The organism is Sphaerisporangium album, from assembly GCF_003323745.1.
Classification (GTDB): Bacteria; Actinomycetota; Actinomycetes; order Streptosporangiales; family Streptosporangiaceae; genus Sphaerisporangium; species Sphaerisporangium album.
Genome location: NZ_QOIL01000011.1, coordinates 1 through 17025, shown reverse-complemented (window position 1 = coordinate 17025; position 17025 = coordinate 1). Strand labels below are relative to the sequence as shown.

The 17025-nt window shown below is 71.2% G+C and carries 15 protein-coding genes; 5 read left to right on the top strand and 10 right to left on the bottom strand.

The features are described from left to right. Positions 1-63: 63 nt before the first annotated feature. Together DQ384_RS19940 and DQ384_RS19935 are read right to left on the bottom strand one after the other, a co-directional pair. A complete protein-coding gene (locus tag DQ384_RS19940; RefSeq protein ID WP_147268833.1) occupies positions 64-1410 on the bottom strand; it encodes an NsdA family TPR-like regulatory protein in 1347 nt (448 codons plus the stop codon). A gap of 240 nt (positions 1411-1650) precedes the next feature. Then, on the bottom strand, positions 1651-2988 hold the full coding sequence (locus DQ384_RS19935) for an NsdA family TPR-like regulatory protein (protein WP_147268832.1): 1338 nt from the start codon (positions 2986-2988) through the stop codon (positions 1651-1653). A gap of 304 nt (positions 2989-3292) precedes the next feature. Between DQ384_RS19935 and DQ384_RS19930 the strand changes: the two genes are divergently transcribed. The 3 genes from DQ384_RS19930 (at position 3293) to DQ384_RS19920 (ending at position 5082) form a co-directional block, all read left to right on the top strand. Next, positions 3293-3715 (top strand): ATP-binding protein, encoded by a 423-nt coding sequence (locus DQ384_RS19930; RefSeq protein WP_114030376.1) that lies wholly within the window; start codon positions 3293-3295, stop codon positions 3713-3715. Positions 3716-3886: 171 nt separating this feature from the next. Next, the gene (locus tag DQ384_RS19925) at positions 3887-4318 is read left to right on the top strand and encodes a hypothetical protein (RefSeq protein ID WP_114030375.1); all 432 of its coding nucleotides are present in this window, start codon (positions 3887-3889) and stop codon (positions 4316-4318) included. A gap of 41 nt (positions 4319-4359) precedes the next feature. Continuing rightward, entirely contained in the window at positions 4360-5082 is a 723-nt protein-coding gene (locus DQ384_RS19920; protein ID WP_342769443.1) for a sulfotransferase family protein, read from the top strand. Between the two features lie 162 nt (positions 5083-5244). Here the strand turns inward: DQ384_RS19920 and DQ384_RS19915 are convergent, their stop codons facing one another. The 3 genes from DQ384_RS19915 to DQ384_RS19905 form a co-directional block, all read right to left on the bottom strand. After that, positions 5245-5772 (bottom strand): hypothetical protein, encoded by a 528-nt coding sequence (locus DQ384_RS19915; protein ID WP_114030373.1) that lies wholly within the window; start codon positions 5770-5772, stop codon positions 5245-5247. 147 nt (positions 5773-5919) lie between these two features. Next, complete coding sequence (locus tag DQ384_RS19910; RefSeq protein ID WP_114030372.1) at positions 5920-7749, bottom strand: hydantoinase B/oxoprolinase family protein; 1830 nt, start codon at positions 7747-7749, stop codon at positions 5920-5922. Continuing rightward, positions 7746-9986, bottom strand: a complete 2241-nt coding sequence (locus DQ384_RS19905; RefSeq protein ID WP_114030371.1) for a hydantoinase/oxoprolinase family protein — start codon at positions 9984-9986, stop codon at positions 7746-7748. The genes DQ384_RS19910 and DQ384_RS19905 overlap by 4 nt, the downstream gene beginning before the upstream one ends. Positions 9987-10141: 155 nt before the next feature. Here DQ384_RS19905 and DQ384_RS19900 point away from each other — a divergent pair, with 155 nt between their 5' ends. Both DQ384_RS19900 and DQ384_RS19895 read left to right on the top strand, forming a co-directional pair. After that, positions 10142-11431 carry a YncE family protein gene (locus tag DQ384_RS19900; protein WP_147268830.1) on the top strand — a complete coding sequence of 430 codons (1290 nt, stop codon included), beginning with the start codon at positions 10142-10144 and terminating at the stop codon, positions 11429-11431. A gap of 149 nt (positions 11432-11580) precedes the next feature. Next, positions 11581-12255: a thymidine kinase gene (locus DQ384_RS19895; RefSeq protein WP_245966623.1), complete on the top strand. Its 675-nt coding sequence runs from the start codon at positions 11581-11583 to the stop codon at positions 12253-12255. 80 nt (positions 12256-12335) lie between these two features. On the opposite strand, the gene DQ384_RS19890 is transcribed toward DQ384_RS19895, so the two are convergent. The 5 genes from DQ384_RS19890 to DQ384_RS19870 form a co-directional block, all read right to left on the bottom strand. Then, complete coding sequence (locus DQ384_RS19890) at positions 12336-13238, bottom strand: hypothetical protein (protein WP_114030572.1); 903 nt, start codon at positions 13236-13238, stop codon at positions 12336-12338. Between the two features lie 302 nt (positions 13239-13540). Beyond that, positions 13541-14362: an SRPBCC family protein gene (locus DQ384_RS19885; RefSeq protein ID WP_114030369.1), complete on the bottom strand. Its 822-nt coding sequence runs from the start codon at positions 14360-14362 to the stop codon at positions 13541-13543. Between the two features lie 168 nt (positions 14363-14530). Next, a complete protein-coding gene (locus DQ384_RS19880; protein WP_114030368.1) occupies positions 14531-14782 on the bottom strand; it encodes a hypothetical protein in 252 nt (83 codons plus the stop codon). 12 nt (positions 14783-14794) lie between these two features. Beyond that, positions 14795-15703 (bottom strand): hypothetical protein, encoded by a 909-nt coding sequence (locus tag DQ384_RS19875; RefSeq protein ID WP_114030367.1) that lies wholly within the window; start codon positions 15701-15703, stop codon positions 14795-14797. Continuing rightward, entirely contained in the window at positions 15700-16446 is a 747-nt protein-coding gene (locus DQ384_RS19870) for a Crp/Fnr family transcriptional regulator (RefSeq protein ID WP_114030366.1), read from the bottom strand. The genes DQ384_RS19875 and DQ384_RS19870 overlap by 4 nt, the downstream gene beginning before the upstream one ends. Positions 16447-17025: the final 579 nt, after the last annotated feature.

The following is a 17025-nucleotide window of genomic DNA, read 5'->3' as shown; positions in this document are numbered from 1 at the left end:
CGGCACCGCCGTACGGCGGGCCACCGATGGACCTTCGCCTAAAACACCGATGCGACGACGAAATCAGGTTCGCGGCGGCGACAGAGGCGGCAGTGTTGTCGGGTCAGGCGCCCGGACCTCGGATAGCGCTTCTCGCCAATCGGCGGTCACTGATCCCGAAGGCGCGAGCAGGGCATCGAACTCGTGGGCACGTACCACGACGACATGGCTGTGGCAGGTGTACGGATCGCGGATCGCGGCGGTGGCGATCCGGCAGGCCTCCTCAACCTCTCCGGCCTTGACGAGGGCGCATGCGTAGGCAAACCGCACCAGCGCGGGATCGGCGTTGTCGGTTGGGTCGTACGCGGCGAGCGCACGCGTCGCCACCTCCGCCGTGCCTTCGAGATCGCCGAGGTCAGCTCGGCCTCGCGTCTCGTAGAACATCTGTCTTTCCCGCTGGAAAGACAAAGCACCGGGCTGTTGTAGGGCCGGCTCGCACCGATCCAACGTGGTACGCGACCTGCTGATCGCCCGCTCGAAGGCGGCACGGTCTCCCAGGGAGGCATGCGCAAGGGCGGCGAAACCCCACATCCAGGCAATAGCCGGAGTAGCCCCCACCACCTGTTCCAGACGCGGTGTCACCAGCGCCAATGCACCGCGAGCATCGCCCGAATAGGTCGGTATGAGCAACGTACTAGACAGTGCAAGATCGGAGATGTAGCGGTCCCCGGCCTCGTCCGCAGCCCGCGTGGCTGCCGTATACCAGCGGCGGGCGAGCGCGAACTGATTGGCGCAAAACATGGTGACGCCGACCACGATGGACAGCTTGGCTCCGACACGAACCAGGCGGCGCTGCGATTCTGTGGGCTGCCGATGCCCGAGCAGTTCCCGCACGCTTGCCAAGCAGAGCAACGTCTCGGAGAGCAAGCTCGCAGGTGGGACCTTCTCCATTCTCTCTGCGAGCCGGTCGACTTGAGACTCCAAGAAGTGGAGGCGCGCTTCGCCAACGTTGCTGGCGTCGAGGGCCTGTTCGAAGAGGTCGGGGCCGCGCCAGAGGCTTTCTGCCAGGCCCAGGGCCATGGTCGTGGCGCCGAGTTGGAATACCTCTCGCCGGTTCGTGGCCGCCTCCCGGGGGTTGGGGGGCGTCTGGGGGACGCCGGAGTTGTTGCTTCCAGGGTCGTACGGGGCGAGGAGTTCCGCAACGGCGTGGCCCGGGAACATGCGCTCCAGGACCCGGCAGTGGTCGGCCTGAGGCTTCGTCTTCAGGTGGCCCTTCAACCACCGCCCAAAGGCCTCGCGGCTGGGCGAGGACCCGATCAGGCTCCGGTCGATGCTCCGCGCCACCTTCTCGTACTCCAGGCAGAACGCCCGATGCGATTCCTGATGACGCTTCATCAGCAACACCTTCAGCAAGGTCTGCCGGCCGGACATCGCCCCCACCTGCCCTTCACCATCGAACGAATACGTACAGCAACTATCCGCTCACAGTAAAGTCCTCGCCCACCGGGTTCAGCGGTTTCCCTGCAACGACACAGACAAGACACCCCGGCGACTGCCCGGCGACCCGGCCCCGAGCCCGAACGGCCACCACACGGCCCTACACGGTGAGGTGCCCCGTGGGACGCAGCACGGCGGGCGACCAGGTCACTTTGTCGTGACCGCGCGAACCAATCAGGGGCGCGGCGACGACAGCGTTGGCAGCGTTGTCGGGTCGGGGGCCCGGAAGTCGGACAGTGCCTCTCGCCAGTCAGCGGTTGCCGAGCCTGAGGGAGCGAGCAGCGCGTCGAACTCGTGGGCGCGCACTACCACGGTGATGCTCCGTCCCGGGGATGTCTCACGGATGGCGGTGGTGGCGAATCGGCAGGCTTCCTCGATTTCTCCTGCCTGTGCGAGGGCGCATGCGTAGGCGAAACGGACAAGGGCGGGATCGTTGGAGTCGCCCGAGTCGCAGGACGACAACGCACGGGTGACCGCCTCGGCCGTGCCCTCAAGATCACCGAGGTCGGCCCGTCCACGCGCCTCGTAGAACACGTGCCTTTCGGGCTGGAACGACAGAATTCCCGGTCGAGGCGTGTCGACGGAGCAGCGATCCAGCGTGTAACGGGACCTGTTGATGGCTCGTTCGAAAGCCATGGTGTCGCCAAGGGACGCGTGTGCGAGCGCGGCGAGGCCCCACATCCATGCGAGAGCCGGTGTCGCTCCGACTGCTTGCTCCAGCCGTGGCTCCAGCATGGCAAGAACCGCCCGCGGTTCCGAGGAATAGGTGGGCATGAGAGCCGAACTGGCAAGAGTCAGGTCAGCGAGATGGCGGTCCCCGGCCTCGTCCGCCGCGCGAGCCGCTGCCGCGTACCAGCGCCTGGCTAGCGGGAAGTGATTGGCGCAGAACATGATCTCGCCGATCACGATGGACAGCTTGGCTCCGACGCGGATGAGCCGACGCTGGGCCTCGACGGGCTGTCTGTGCGTGAGCAGTTCCCGGACGCTCGCGAGGTGGAGCAGGGCATCGGGCAACAGATTTGCGGGGGGTACCTTCTGTCCGAGCCGGTCGGCTTCGTTCTCCAGGTGGAGCAGTCGAGCTTGGCCCACATTGTTCGAGTCAAGAACCTGTTCGAAGAGGTCGGGGCCGCGCCAGAGGCTTTCTGCCAGGCCCAGGGCCATGGTCGTGGCGCCGAGTTGGAATACCTCTCGCCGGTTCGTGGCCGCCTCCCGGGGGTTGGGGGGCGTCTGGGGGACGCCGGAGTTGTTGGTTCCAGGGTCGTACGGGGCGAGGAGTTCCGCAACGGCGTGGCCCGGGAACATGCGTTCCAGTACGCGGCAGTGGTCGGCCTGAGGCTTCGTCTTCAGGTGGCCTTTCAGCCAGCGACCGAACGCCTCCCGGCTGGGTGAGGACCCGATCAGGCTCCGGTCGATGCTCCGCGCCACCTTCTCGTACTCCGCGCAGAACGCCCGATGCGATTCCTGGTGGCGCTTGAGCAGCAAAGCCTTCAACAGCGTTTGATGGCCTGACATGGACAGCCCCGCTTCCCTGATCGGATAGTGACCTACTGTCACGACACGACCACGGTAAGTCGGAGCACTTTCCGGCGTCGGCCTTTCCGGTCACTTGATCGCGTACGACACGCGCGAGACGCCTGGCCGACGTTCCCACGACAGGCCGTGACACCCCCGTGCACTGCTCACGGCCGGAATCGTCTTCTTAGCGTTGGGCCCTGCCGAGGCGACAAGGGCAAAGAGAACACAGCGGCGGCCGCGAACGGCGCCTTGCCCGCTTCGTCGATCACGACCTCGTGCACCCCTCACACGAAGGAAACCCATGCAGAAGGACGCCACCGGTTACTGCGCGCCTGAAACGCGTCTGCTCGAAAGGGCCGCCTTCACCGCGGCCCAGGCTTCGGTGGGCGAGGCACGGCGTTGGCTGCGGAAGATGATCGGCGGCCATCCCCGCTGCGACGACGCCGTACTGCTGCTGTCGGAGACGTTCACCAACTCGGTGGTGCACACCCGCTCGGCCGCGATCGGCGTCGTCCTCCTCGTCGACGTGAACGACGGGCTGCAGGTCGAGGTGGTCGACGAGGGCGCGGAGACATCACCGTGCGTGTGCCGTCATTCCGGCGACGATCTCGCGGAGTCGGGCCGGGGCATCCGCCTGCTGCGAGCCCTTTCCGATCGATGGGGCTTCATCGAGGAGCATCCGCGGTGCGTCGTCTGGTTCGTCCTGGGTCCGCCGGCGGTCTGAGGGCGCGCATTCCTCGCGGCGCATTCCTCGCCGCGCATCCCTCGCGAAAGCCGTGGTTCGGCGTGCCCCCTCCCGTCCAGACGCGATTTCCCTCTCGTTCATTGGAGCTGCAGGTATGGTGATCATCCACACGATTCCGCGCGGCGTGTTCGTTACGCGGCGGCGTGGTGCGTGAGTCTCTGCATCATCGTCCTCGTCACGAGCGCGCAGACGTGGGTGCGGTATCGAACGGCCGATTTCGCCGAGGTCGAGGCGTCGTTATGGGAGGTGCCGGGAGTAGGTGTCCGCGCCGTCGGCGATGCCGGGATCTGCGCCTTGTGGATGCTGGCGCTCACCGTGGCCCTGATGCTGTTCACGGCTTTCGTTCCCCGACGCCCGGCCGTCGCGGCGACCTGCCTCGCAGCGACGTTGAGCGCCCTGTACTCGATGTGGCTGCATCAAGCGGTGACCCGGGCGCACGACGATCTCGTCGGCACCGTGGCATGGGTGGCTCCGGGGTGGGGGGCGGTGGTCTCGTTCGGAGAGATGTGCGTCCTTGTGGCCGGCCTCGGCGTGCTGACAGCGGCCGATGCCGCCCGCCGGGCCCCGGGGCGCCATCGTTGAGCGCTGCTCTCGCGACGGTGAAGCCGCTCTCGCGATATCGCATGGTGCTGGCGATTCGTCTTGCCCGGCACATCCCGGTCTGGTGGTGTGACTGCTGGGGGGATGTCATGGTGCGGGTCATCGGGGTTGGGCTTGGGCGTACGGGGACGATGGCGCTGAAGATGGCGCTGTGTCGGGTCGGGTTCGGGCCGTGTTATCACTTCACGGAAGTGTTCGCTCATCCTGAGCATCTGTACGCCTGGGCGGCCGCGGCGAGCGGTCGTGAGCCGGAGGCCTGGCGGGTGCCACTCAAGGGGTACGCGGCCACGACGGACTGGCCGGCGGTGGCGTTCTGGCGGGAGATCGTCGAGGCGTTTCCTGACGCGAAGGTGATTCTGACCACGCGGGATGCCGCACAGTGGTTCGAGTCGGTGAACGGGACCGTGTTCGCTGCCATGGCCGGCAAGCTCCCCGGCACCGAGGAGCGCTACCGCGAGTTCGAGGCGGCCGAGCAGCTGACCGAGTTCGGGCGTATGGGAGTGGTGGGACGGACGTTCGGCGGGCGCATCGACGACCGCGACCACGTCATCGCCTGCTACGAGCGGCACAACGAGGAGGTACGCCGGACCGTCGCCCCGGACCGTCTGCTGGACTTCCAGGTGAGCCAGGGCTGGGAGGCCCTGTGCGCCTTCCTCGGGGCGCCGATCCCTGACGAGCCGTTCCCCCGCACGAACGAACGGGCGTCGTTCGCCGACACGGTGCTCCGAGACCCGGGAATGCCATAACGGCACCATCCGGATTTAAATACACAACGGACAGCACCAAAGCCAGCTAATTGAACTCTATGTCCGCATAAATCGGGATCTAGGGTTCTGTCGCCTCCCCTGCGAGATGGCCCGGGTCGGGTCGGATCGATTTCAGCGTCCATCGACCGTGCCAGGGCCGCATCACTGTGGCTTCAGGCGCCCCAGGTATCGAGGCCCGTTCTCGCCCTCACGGGTGACCTCGAAATAGAGGCCGCCGGCTTCCTGACGGACGAGCGTGAGGGTTCCCGCGTAGCAACTCGCACCCGTCACCTCGTTGAGAGTCAGCGTCGCCTTCTTCGCCGAACCTCCGGCCCACTTCAGCCGGGCCCAGCAGTGCAGGTCGCTGCCCCACCGCATGGTGCCCGACTCGGTTCCGGACGCGATGGTGTCCGGCATCCAGATGTTCACCGGGAACTCGACCCCGGCGGTGGGATGCGTGGCGGTCCCCGTCCATGTCCCGGCCAAGGGGGCGCCCCGGCCGTCCGGGCTGTGCGGCACGGGCCGCGTGGGTGCCGGCCCGTCCACGTCCGTGTGCTCGGTGGGCGTGGACGGCTCCGGGCCCGCCGAGCGGGAGCCGGTGAACGCGCTGTACGCGCCGATGGTCGCCGCGAGAACCGTTGCGATCGCGCCTATCCAGGCCGCCTTGACCGTGGACTCTCTGCCGCCCAAGACTCCTCGCCCCCACGAACCGCGCCGCCGTTGAACGGGTTAACGGAATACCTCTCTATACGGCGGCACGGCTGAAACGTTACGGACGGCGGAGCTCCGTAATGAGAATTCCTGAGGCCGGCGCGGAAACCGGGCAATCGGGTGAGGTCAAACGATGTCGACGTCCGGGTGGGGAAGGCCACCGGAGAGGGTCTTGTAACCGGGGCCCCGGTCGAAGAAGCGAGAAGGGTTGGTGGCGCGGAGGGCCGTCCGGACGTTCTCGGTGGCGAGCACGTCGATCTCGGGGGCGTCCTCGGGGCCGGTCAGGGCGACGCCGTAGTCCTCTCGGGCGGCTTCCCAGGAGACCTTGCTGTCGCGGACGTCGGCGGCGACCAGAGCCGGGTCGCGGTCGTAGGGTGAACCCCAGCCGCCGCCGCCCGTGGTGCGGACGCGGATGACCTGGCCCTCCTTCACGGGGAAGTCGTCCACCAGGCCCTCCATCTCCTGGCCGTCCACCGTGACGAGGAAGGGACGTCCGGCCCGCCCGCCGTTCACGCCCCAGCAGGACAGGATCGAGCGGTCGGCGATGGACATGAACGAGGCGTCGCGCAGCATGCGGATGTGCTTGTCGTAGCCGAGCCCGCCCCGGTAGAGGCCGGGGCCGCCGGAGTCGCGGGCCAGGCCGAGCCGTTCGACGCGGAACGGCCAGCGCGACTCGGCGAACTCGACGGGGATGTTGCGGGAGTCCGGCACGACGTGGATGGTGTCCTCGCCGTCGGCGTACCAGCGTCCGCCGGAGCCGCCGCCGAGCACCTCGCGCATGAGGTACGGACGCCCGTCGTGGTCGTCGCCGTAGACGCCGGTGTAGCGGATGGTCTCCTGGTCGGCGGGCATGCGTCCGCCCGTGGCCTTGGCGAGGACGCCGGCGAGGACGCCGAGCAGGCGCAGGATGACGAAGGTGCGCGCGTTGGTGGGCGCCGGGAAGATCGGCGTGAGCAGGGTGCCCTTCTCGGGGAAGCGCATCTCGATCAGCGGGACGACGCCCTCGTTGACGTCGAGCTCGGCCATGCGCTCGGGGGTGTCGGCGAGGTTGCGCAGGATGGGGGCGAGCCACTTCTTGAGGAAGACGCCGCCCGCGTAGTCGCCCGCGTGGTTGATCGGGCCCTTGGCCTGCGGGGACGTGCCCGTGAAGTCGATGACCAGCGGGGTGTCCGCGGAGTGGTCGACGGTGAGGGTGATGCGCTGGGCGTGCAGGCGGGGCTCGTCGACGCCGTCGTGCTCGGCGTAGTCCTCCCAGACGTGCACCCCTTCGGGGATCTTGGCGAGCAGCTCCCGCCGGAAGGTCTCGGTGGTGGCGGCGATGATGGCGTCGAAGCACGCCTCGACGGCCGCCCTGCCGTACCGGTCGAACAGCTCGCCGAGGCGGCGGGCGCCCATCAGGCAGGCGGAGCACTCGGCGTCCAGGTCGCCGGCGAGGGAGTCGGGCATGCGGGAGTTGCGGGTCATGATGGTGAGGGCGGCCCGGTTGGGGACGCCGCGGTCCCAGAGCTTGATGGGCGGGACCATCAGCCCTTCCTCGAAGGCGCTGCGCGCGTGGGAGGGCATCGACCCGGGGACGGCGCCGCCGATGTCGTCGTGGTGGCCGAACGCCTGGACGAAGGCGACCACCTCGCCGTCGTGGAAGACGGGGACGGTGACGCACAGGTCGGGCAGGTGGCCGATGCCGCCCTCGGACAGGTAGACGTCGTTGTGGAAGAAGACGTCGCCCGGGTTCATCTCCGTGACGGGGAAGTCGCGCACGATGGGCTGCACGAGCGCGGAGTACGAGCGGCCGGTGAGCTTGCGCAGCCGGACGTCGTGGATTCCGGCCCGGAAGTCATGGGCGTCGCGGATCATCGGTGAGCGGGCCGTGCGGGCGATGGCGGTCTCGACCTCCATCTCCACGGAGGCGAGCGTGCCTTCGACGATCTCGACCAGTACCGGGTCGACCGCTGTCATTCGCCCACTCCGTCCGCGATTCTCGTGATGTCCGCCGTGTCGGCCCTGTCCGCCCTGCCGGCCCGATCCGAACTGTCCGCCCGATCCGAACTGTCCGAACTGTTCGCCCTGTCGCCGCTGGGACCCGTACCCGTCTCGGGGCCCGCGCGGCGGACGACGAGGTTGCCGTAGGCGTCGGCCTCGGCGGTGAAGCCGGGGTGCAGCGGCAGCGTGGAGCCGTACTCCTCGATCACCGCCGGCCCGGTGAGGACGTCGCCCCGCCGGAGCTCGTCGCGGCGGTACACGGGCGCCGTCCACCAGCCGTCCCCGTGAGGCACGCCCTGATCGGGCACCCGCCCGGCAGGCACGTCCCCGCCGGGCGTGAGCCCCTCCTCGAAGTACACCCGCCGCTCCCCCGCCGCGGTCGCCGTGCCGTCGGCGCGGGCGGGCAGCTCGGGGATGGCCGGGCGGGTGATCGGACCGATGCCGGAGACGCGCAGGTTGACCCATTCGACGGCGTGCCGCGGGTCGTCGCGGTACCCGTACCCGTACAGCTTGTGGTGGGCCTCGTGGAACCGGTCGAGCACCTCGGCCCGCCACGCCTCGTCGATCGTCCCGGCGGGCGCGGGCACCCGCACCTCGTACGCCTGCCCGTAGTACCGCAGGTCGGCGCTGCGCGCGTACACGTGCCGGTCGCGCGGGAACCCCTCGCGGTCGAGGGCGTCCCGCGCCTGGGCTGCCAGCTCGCCGAAGATGCGAGCTGCCGTGTCGAGCCCGAGGTCGCGGGTGACGTGGGTGCGGACGTAGTCGTTCTTGACGTCCACGGTGAGCAGCCCGAACGCCGACACGTTGCCCGGGTTGGGCGGCACGACGACGGCCGGGAGGCCGAGGATGTCGACCAGGCGGCAGACGAGCAGCGGGCCGGAGCCGCCGAAGGCGACCATCGGGAAGTCGCGGACGTCGAGGCCGCGCTTCACCGTGATCTGCCGGATGGCGTTGGACTGGTTGAAGGCGCTGATCTCCAGGATGCCGGCGGCGGTGCGCTCCGGCGTGAGGCCGAGCTTGCCGGCGAGCGCCTCTACGGCCGCGCGCGCCGCCCCGGCGTCCAAAGGGATCTCGCCGCCGAGCAGGTGGGGCGGGACGCGGCCGAGGAAGACGTGCGCGTCGGTGACCGTGACCTCGGTGCCGCCCTTGCCGTAGCAGACGGGCCCGGGATCGGCTCCGGCCGAGCGCGGCCCGACCTTGAGCGTGCCCTCGGGCGAGGTCCAGGCGACGGAGCCGCCGCCCGCGCCGACGGTCACGATGTCGATCATCGGGATCTTGCACGGGTACCGGCCGATGGAGCCCTCGGTGGTGAGGGACGGCTCGCCGTCGACCACGACCGCGACGTCGGTGGAGGTGCCGCCGCCGTCCAGCGTGATCACGGACGGGTGCCCGGCGGCGCCGGCGATCAGGGCGGCCCCGAGCGCCCCTGCGGCGGGGCCGGACAGCACGGTCGTGATCGGCTGGTGGACGACCTCGGCCGCCGACAGCACGCCGCCGTTGCTCTTCATCACCGAGAACGGCATGCCGAGGCGGGCGGCGAGGTTGTCGATGTACCGGCGCATGGTGGGCTTGACGGCGGCGTCGACCAGCGTGGTGACCGAGCGCTCGTACTCGCGGTACTCGCGCAGCACGTCGCTGGACAGGGACACGACGGCCTCGGGGTGCTCGCGTTCGAGGACGGCGCGCATGCGGTGCTCGTGCGCGGGGTTGGCGTAGGAGTGCAGGAAGCAGACCCCGATGGCCGTGACGCCCTGGTCGCGGAACCAGCGAGCCACCCGCGCGGCGTCCTGCTCGTCGAAGGGCCGCACCTCCTCGCCGAGGTGGTCGAGGCGCCCGCCGACGGTCTTCACCCGGTGGACGGGGACGATGCGCGGCGGCTTGACCCAGAAGTAGGAGTTGCCGTAGCCGTCGGGGACGCTCTGCCGGGCGATCTCCAGGATGTACTCGAAGCCCTCGGTGGTGACGAACCCGAGGTCGAGCGGACGGTCCTCCAGGAGCTGGTTGGTGGCCACGGTGGTGCCGTGCACGATGCCGCCGACGTCCTCGAGGCTCAGGCCGGACAGGACCTTGTGCACGCCGTTCATGAACCCGACCGCTGGGTCGGCGGGCGTGGAAGGGGTCTTGGTCGTGGTGATCTGACCGGTCTGCTCGTCCACCGCGACCACGTCGGTGAACGTGCCCCCGGTGTCGACGCCGATACGGACGCTGCGCATGCTCTCAGTGTTTACTGAAACGCTCCAGCCACGCGAATCAGCAACCTTCGCCAAGGAATCGTCGTGTCGTCGGCAGTTGTCCCCTGGCCTCCGAAGGTCTCGGAATCGTTCCGCCCCGTCTGGAACCTCCCGGCGGCGGGGACGGTATGCAGGGCATGCAGCGACGCGACTTCCTCAGGTTCACGGGCGGTCTGGCGGGTACGGCACTGCTCACCGCCTGCACCCGGTCCCCCGTCGTCCCCCGCGTCCCCAAGGTCCACGCGGCGAGCCCCACAGGGGCGGGCACGCCGCGGCCCATCGGGCACATCCTGTACGCCGACGTCTCCTCCCATCTGTCCGCGATCGACGGCTCGGCCGGGACGACGATCCTGTCGGCGGAGCGGACCGTCCCGAGCGCCGACTGGACGCGCCTGTACACCGTGACCCCGGCGAACCGGCTGGTCATGCTGAACGCCACGACCGGCAAGGAGCTGGCCGGCACCGCCGTCCCGCCCGGCCTGGTCGTCCGGACGGTCTCCGGAACCGGGGCCCTGGTGGCGCTCGGCCCGCCTCCCCCGGCGTCCCCGTACGGCGGGCCGGGACGCCGGAGCACGACCATCGTCGTCGCGGACCCCTCCGGCGGCACTCCGCCGAGGACCCTGCGGCTGGACGGCAACTTCGAGCCGGACGCCTTCTCCAGGGGCGGCGACGCGCTGTTCGTCCTGGAGTACCTGCCGGCCACCGCGCCGGACCGCTACCGGGTGCGCATGTACGACTTCGTGAGCGGCACGCTCGGGCCGTTGTGGACGCGCCAGAAGAAGCTCATCCCCGAGGGCGCCGAGGAGACCATGCGCGGGGAGGGCCGCGCGGCGGTGCTCGCGCCGGACCACCGGCGGCTCCACACCCTCTACACCCACCAGCCCGGCCACCTGCACACCCGCGACCTGCTGGCCGGGCGCACCGCGCCGGGGGAGAAAGAGCCGGTGCACGCGTTCGTGCACGTCCTGGACCTGGAACAGCGGTGGGCGTACTGCGTCGACCTGCCCGAGCCGTTCGGCCGCGGCCCCGCCGAGCGGCACACGGCGGCGGTCTCGGCCGACGGGCTGTTCGTGTACGACGGGAGCAGCGGGACCCTGGTGAAGGTCGGCCTGGAGTCCCTGGCGATCGAGCGGAAGGCACGGGTCGGCAGGGCGTCCGGCACGGCGTGGGCGGCCGCGTCCGCGGACTCGTTGTACCTCGCCGCCGGGTCGTCGGTCCGGGTCGTGGACGGCGTCTCCCTCAAGGTGCGCGAGGAGTGGCGGCTGCCGGGCGCGGCCATGGGCGTCGCCGTGAGCCTGGACGGCGGCGTCTACGCGGGATTCGACAGCGGCGTCATCGGGTTCGGGTCCGGCGGCGGAGGCCGGGAAACGTCCCGGGTGCCGGTCGCCGGGATGTCCCGGCTGCGGCACGTCGCGACGCGCGTGTGAGGGACGTCATCGAGGGGCCACCCGTCCGTCCGGCTTCCGGCAGGCCGCCCGTTCCGGCGTCCACCCCACCCCGGACACCCCTTGGATCCCGGACCCGCCCCCGGAACCGATGGCAGGGGCCCGAGTGCCGCTCTGTATGCTGACGGGCCGTGAACGAAACGCCCGCCCTCTCCAGCGCCCCCGCGCATTCCCGCCGCGACGGCGTGCTGCGGTTCTTCCACGGTCCCATGGACTGCGGCAAGTCGACGCTGGCCCTGCAGATGAACTACAACCACAGCCGCCAGGGCAGGCGCGGGCTCGTGCTCACCAAACACGACCGGTCGGGCGAGGCCCAGGTCACCAGCCGCATCGGGCTGGGACTGGACGCCATCGAGGTCGGCGAGGAGCTCGACCTGGTGCGGCTCGTGGCCGCCCGCGACGGCATCGACTACCTGATCTGCGACGAGGCGTGCTTCTACACCGTCGAGCAGATCGAGCAGCTCGCCGACCTCGTCGACGATCACGGCGTCGACGTGTACGCCTTCGGCCTGGCCTCGGACTTCCGGTCGCGGATGTTCCCGGCGGCGCGGCGGCTGTTCGAGCTGGCCGACGAGGTGGTCCGGCTGCAGGTGGAGGTGCTGTGCTGGTGCGGCCGCCAGGGCAGGCTCAACGCCCGCGTCGCGGACGGGGTCATGGTGCGCACCGGCGAGCAGGTCGTGATCGCCGACACCGACGGCTCACAGGTGCACTACCGCGTGCTCTGCCGCCGCCACTACCGCAACGGCGACCTGGGCACCGGCGACCTGGGCGGCGCGGAGCACCCGCGCCTGGCCGCCCCGGCCTGAGTCCACCGGCGGCCTCCGAAGCGGGCACGCCGGGGCGAGGGGTCGCCTGAGCCGGACACCGGACTCCCCGGAGGAAGGATTCAGGGAGCAGAGGCGATGTCGTCCATGCGGGCGGCGATCTGCACGGGGTCGCCGCCGACCAGGGCCGAGGCCGCGCGCCACCAGGCGAACCACTCGCCGCTGCGCCACATCCAGTCGGCGCGCTCGACGGCGGCGATCACGTCCCCCTTGGCCTGCCACCACGGGCCGATCTGCTCGATCGTGGCGCCGTGGCGCAGCGCCCACTGACGCAGTGTCTCGGCCACACGCTGGTCGACCGTGACGGCGTACGGGTCGGGATCCTCGCCGGGGAGGGGGTGAGGGCCGAGGCCCGCGGCCACGCCCCAGCTCCACTGGGCCTCGGCGGGCCCGGCGTAGCGCAGCGACGAGAAGTCGAGGTTGGAGCCGAGCGAGCCGTCCAGGCGCTCCACCACGACGGCGTCCACGCGCCCGCCCGCGTCGAAGGCGGCCACGAGGCGCGCGCCGGCGGTGGCGCCGGGGGGCAGCTCGACGCGGTCCTCCGCCTGCCAGGAGTTGAGGTCGACCGCGCCGACCGGCGTGCCCCAGGCCTCGTCGGCGGCATCGTCGGCGATCCAGGCGGCGAGCATCTCCAGGACGGTGAGGTCGGTCCACGGCTCGATGGCGGTGCCGTCGGCGAGCACCTCGTCCGGGGCGGGGATCTTCCCGCCCCGCCCGGACGACCACCAGCCCGCGCCGAGCACGCCTGTGCCGACGAGCAGACCGGCGATGGCCGCGAGCTCGGACGATCTGCGGGTGAGCGGGGCGCCTTGGGCGAGCCCGGCGCAGCGTGCCGCCCGGTCGTCGCCGAGCGCGTCCCTGGCCGCGGCCAGCAGCGACGCGGCGGTCGGGTGGTCCTCGCCGAGCAGGTCGTGGATGAGCCGCCGGGCCTGCGTCCGGGCGTCCTCCGCACGGAACTCTCGCATGCCCACCACGTTACGCCGGGAGATCCTTCTCCGCGAGGCTCCGTAACAAGATCGGGATCTACCCCGTACGGGTGGCGGTCACGCCCCGGGCCGACCCACCCGGCCCCCGTGGCGGTACAACCGCAGGTGGGTAAAGCCTCCGGCCAAGGCGACGTCCCCCCACGCGGGAACGTCCCCGAGAGAATTGGAAAGATCTATCGAACGCGAGGCGACGCCCGCACCCGCGTCCGATCCATACGGTTCAGATCCGGCCGGACCGATCACTCGCGGTCTCGGCCGACGGCCGCCGGAAAGCGCCGGGGCTAGCGGCGGCCGGAGCGGCCGAGGAGCCAGCCGATCACGGCGCTGCCCAGTGCGACGCCCGCGCCCATGCCGAAGGCCGTCAGCACCGGCCACACGGGAGTTCCGGACGATCCCCGCTCGGCGCGCGGCCGTTCGAACACCTGACCCACGGTAGCGGGGACGGCCGTCGTGGCGGGGCTCGTGGCGGCCGGGCTTGAGGCGGGCACCGCGACGGCCGCGCCGGTGGTGGCGGGGCTCGCACCGGCGACGGCCGGGGTGGGACCGGGGACGGCGGCACTTGTACCGGGGGCCGCCGGGGTCGTGGCGGGCACGACGGGGCCGGCGGCGGCCTGCGCCGGGGTGGTCTCGGCGGGGGCCGGCTCGGCGGTGACGGTGGCGGCGCCTCCGCGCAGGTGGTGTTCCACGGCGGTGAAGAACTCTCCTGCGGTCTTCTTGGCGACCGAGCCGAGCATGCGCTGGCCCACACCGCCGATCATGCCGCCGACGACCGCCTCGGCGTCGTAGTCGACCCGGGTGGACCCGCCGTCGACCTCGCTGAGGCGGATGCGGACGGTCGCGTCGACCGTGCCGGGGGCTCCGGCTCCCCGGGCGCGGAGGGTGAACCCTTCGGGCTCCTCTGGGTCGGACAGCGCGACCTCGCCCTCGTAGACGCCCTTGATCGAGGCGACGCCCGCGGTGACCGTCATGCGGTAGGTGTCGGCGCCGGTCGCCTCCAGCCGCTTACAGCCGGGGATGGTGCGCACCAGAACCGCCGGGTCCTGCAAGGCGGCCCAGACCCGCCCTCGATCGACTCCGACCACGGCACTGCCGACGACCTTCATGGACACCTCCGATGCCGAGAGACTAGGGACTCGCCCGCGACGGCCATAAGGGCAACAACTGCCCGCCGGTGGCGCCGGGACTCGGCATGTCTCGCCGGGCCCCGGGACGCCCGTCCCGCAGGACGCCACGCTAACACCACCCCGCGACCCTTCCCTCACTTTCGCGGGTCACCGCCGGAGGCGCCGCCGCAGCGCCCCCCAGCGGCGGGCCACGAGGGACGCGCCACCGCGCGCGAGATCGCCTAGCCCGTGGCGGCCGCCGCGCAGGACGCGGCGGATCGCGTTGACGACGGCCGCGCGCCGGCGGGCCAGGCGCCTGTAACGTTCCACGGCGCGGACCAGATCGTAGAGCCCCTCGTGGACCTCACCGGGCTCGTGCCACGCCTGTGGCCTCCTGTCGCCGTCCGGTGTTCCGCTCATGCCGGATCCGTCTCAGTACTCGTCGATGCTGACGACCGGGACGGGACGGGCGGGCGGCGGCGCCGGGGCGCCGAGGACGCGGCCGTGCCGGAAGCTCCGCCGGTTTCCGTCGAAGACGTCCGGCACGCTGATCCACGCCTCGGAGAGCGGCCCCGGCGCGTGGGTCGTGAGCCGTCGGAAGGCGCGCCTCCTGAGGTCGCGGTGCTCGTGCTCGATCACGTCCTCGAAGAGCTGCGCCGAGATGATGACCGCCAGGTCGGCCTCGGGGTTGTGGCGCAGGGCGTCCTTGAGGACCTCGCTGTCGCGGAGCAGGCAGACGGCGTCGACCGCCTTGCCGGCGAAGCCGCCGTCGACCACTCGGGTGGGTCCCTGGTGGAAGGCCACGCGCATCCTGATCCGGTCCCGGTGACCGGCGGGACGCCCCCCGCGCACGTCGCCAGGGTCACGCCGGTCACGGGAAAGGGTGTCGCGACCGCCGGGGCGGCCGAGGGCGAGGCGCAGTTCGCTGAGGAGGCCGGCGACGACGCGGGCCTCGTCCACCCCGGGCGGCAGGACGAAGAGCAGTCCGCCGGAGGACCGGTGACGGCCCGGGAGGGAACCGCCGGGCCGCCGGGCGAGGTAGAGACGGTCCACGCCCGCCCGCCGGCTCGCGTCCGCGACGAGGCCGTAGAGGTGCTCGGGTCCGGCGAGCTCGGCGGGCCCGTCGGCGTCCACGGCGACGCACAGCCGGCGGACGGACCCGGACCAGTCGTTCGGCTCCGCCGATTTCCCCGCCTTGGCAGGGTTGCCCGGGTAGGCCAGGTCCACCTTCTCCACCACCTCGGCCGCGTCCGCACCCCCGCCCGCATCGGCCGGATCGGCCTTGGAAGGTGTTCTGGAGACGCAGCCGCCGAAGGCGCGCCAGCGCGAGGGCGCCCTCATGCCGGGACCTCGTACTCCCAGAGGCGGCCGCCGAGCCCGGCGAGGCCGCGCAGCCTGCGCACGTCGTGGACGACGATGCGGCGGGCGTCGGTGCCGAGGATGCCGCCGCGGCGCAACACGTCGAGGGCACGGTGGACGGTCGGCTCGCCGGCCCCCACCAGCGCGGCGAGCTCCGCCCGCGTGAGGTCGACGTCGATCATGAGCCCCTCGGGCACGTCCGTGCCGTGGCCCGCGAGCTCGACGAGGACGCGGGCCAGCCGCCTGAGGGCGGGCAGGGTGCCGAACTCGGCGTGGCGGCCGTCCGCGGGGCGCGGCCCGGCCCGGCCCGTGCGCTGGACGGCGGAGGCGGCCTCGGGGCAGCGCCGCAGGAAGCCGAGGAAGTCGTCCTGGGGTATGACGCGCACGAGGCAGTGCCCGGCGGCGGCGGCCGTGACGGCGCGCGGCCGGCCGTCCAGCGCGGCGAACTCCCCGGCCAGGTCGCCGCAGACGCGCAGGCCGAGCAGCGCGGTCCTGCCCCACTCGTTCGCCATGGTGATCTTCACGCACGCGTCGAGGAGGAGGAAGACGTCGGTCGAGCGGTCCCCTTCGGCGAAGAGCGTCTCGCCGGCCGCCAGCTGTCTCGGCCTCCCCAGCGCGAGGAACCCGTCCTTGGCCGCCTCGCCGAGCCCGCCCAGAAGGCTGCCCGGGGGCCAGTCCCCCACCTTGCGTATATCGCGGAGCCGCCCGAAATCGGGGCCGGTCATGGTCGTCCTCCAGTGCGATGTGGCCGGCGCCCAGGCCGGCGATCGGAGCGCGGGCCCCCACCCGTGCTTGTGCGGCGATGAGAGGGTCCCCCCGGCCGGTGCGGCGAGCCGGATGACCTTCACCAAGTGGACGTACTTGTGGCAGGCTTCGAGTACTGCGTCTGACGTTGTTATTCGTTTGTTTTTCAACTATGCGGGCGAGTCCTTGCGACGACCTTGCGGACGGGTGACCCGGCGGCCCCGATCGGGCCGCGGGAGGCTCCCCGCCTCCCCTCGCGGACGCCGCACTGGACGGCCGCCTGCATCCTGAGCGCCCCCGTCGCCTGGCTCCGGTCCCTCGGACGGCGTACCCGCGAATCACCCTCTGGGCGGACGCCCGCGCCGCCGTCCGGGGCCGATCATTGACACGCGGCCAGGACGGCACGTCCCCGGGGAGGGGACAAGGGGCCCTTTGCTAGCGGACACGCCGTTCTCCAGTTGAGCGGCCAGATTTCTCCCGGCTGGTGGCCATCAAAATTCCTGGTGTGGTCACCGGAAATCCCGGTGAGTGGCCAGGTCGATCTCCCGGTGGATGGTCAG

Bases quoted from the DNA above. Each gene is read 5' to 3' on its own strand.
- DQ384_RS19940 (WP_147268833.1), bottom strand. From the start codon at position 1,410: ATGTCCGGCCGGCAGACCTTGCTGAAGGTGTTGCTGATGAAGCGTCAT.
- DQ384_RS19935 (WP_147268832.1), bottom strand. From the start codon at position 2,988: ATGTCAGGCCATCAAACGCTGTTGAAGGCTTTGCTGCTCAAGCGCCAC.
- DQ384_RS19930 (WP_114030376.1), top strand. From the start codon at position 3,293: ATGCAGAAGGACGCCACCGGTTACTGCGCGCCTGAAACGCGTCTGCTC.
- DQ384_RS19920 (WP_342769443.1), top strand. From the start codon at position 4,360: ATGGTGCTGGCGATTCGTCTTGCCCGGCACATCCCGGTCTGGTGGTGT.
- DQ384_RS19910 (WP_114030372.1), bottom strand. From the start codon at position 7,749: ATGACAGCGGTCGACCCGGTACTGGTCGAGATCGTCGAAGGCACGCTC.
- DQ384_RS19905 (WP_114030371.1), bottom strand. From the start codon at position 9,986: ATGCGCAGCGTCCGTATCGGCGTCGACACCGGGGGCACGTTCACCGAC.
- DQ384_RS19900 (WP_147268830.1), top strand. From the start codon at position 10,142: ATGCAGCGACGCGACTTCCTCAGGTTCACGGGCGGTCTGGCGGGTACG.
- DQ384_RS19890 (WP_114030572.1), bottom strand. From the start codon at position 13,238: ATGCGAGAGTTCCGTGCGGAGGACGCCCGGACGCAGGCCCGGCGGCTC.
- DQ384_RS19885 (WP_114030369.1), bottom strand. From the start codon at position 14,362: ATGAAGGTCGTCGGCAGTGCCGTGGTCGGAGTCGATCGAGGGCGGGTC.
- DQ384_RS19880 (WP_114030368.1), bottom strand. From the start codon at position 14,782: ATGAGCGGAACACCGGACGGCGACAGGAGGCCACAGGCGTGGCACGAG.
- DQ384_RS19875 (WP_114030367.1), bottom strand. From the start codon at position 15,703: ATGAGGGCGCCCTCGCGCTGGCGCGCCTTCGGCGGCTGCGTCTCCAGA.
- DQ384_RS19870 (WP_114030366.1), bottom strand. From the start codon at position 16,446: ATGACCGGCCCCGATTTCGGGCGGCTCCGCGATATACGCAAGGTGGGG.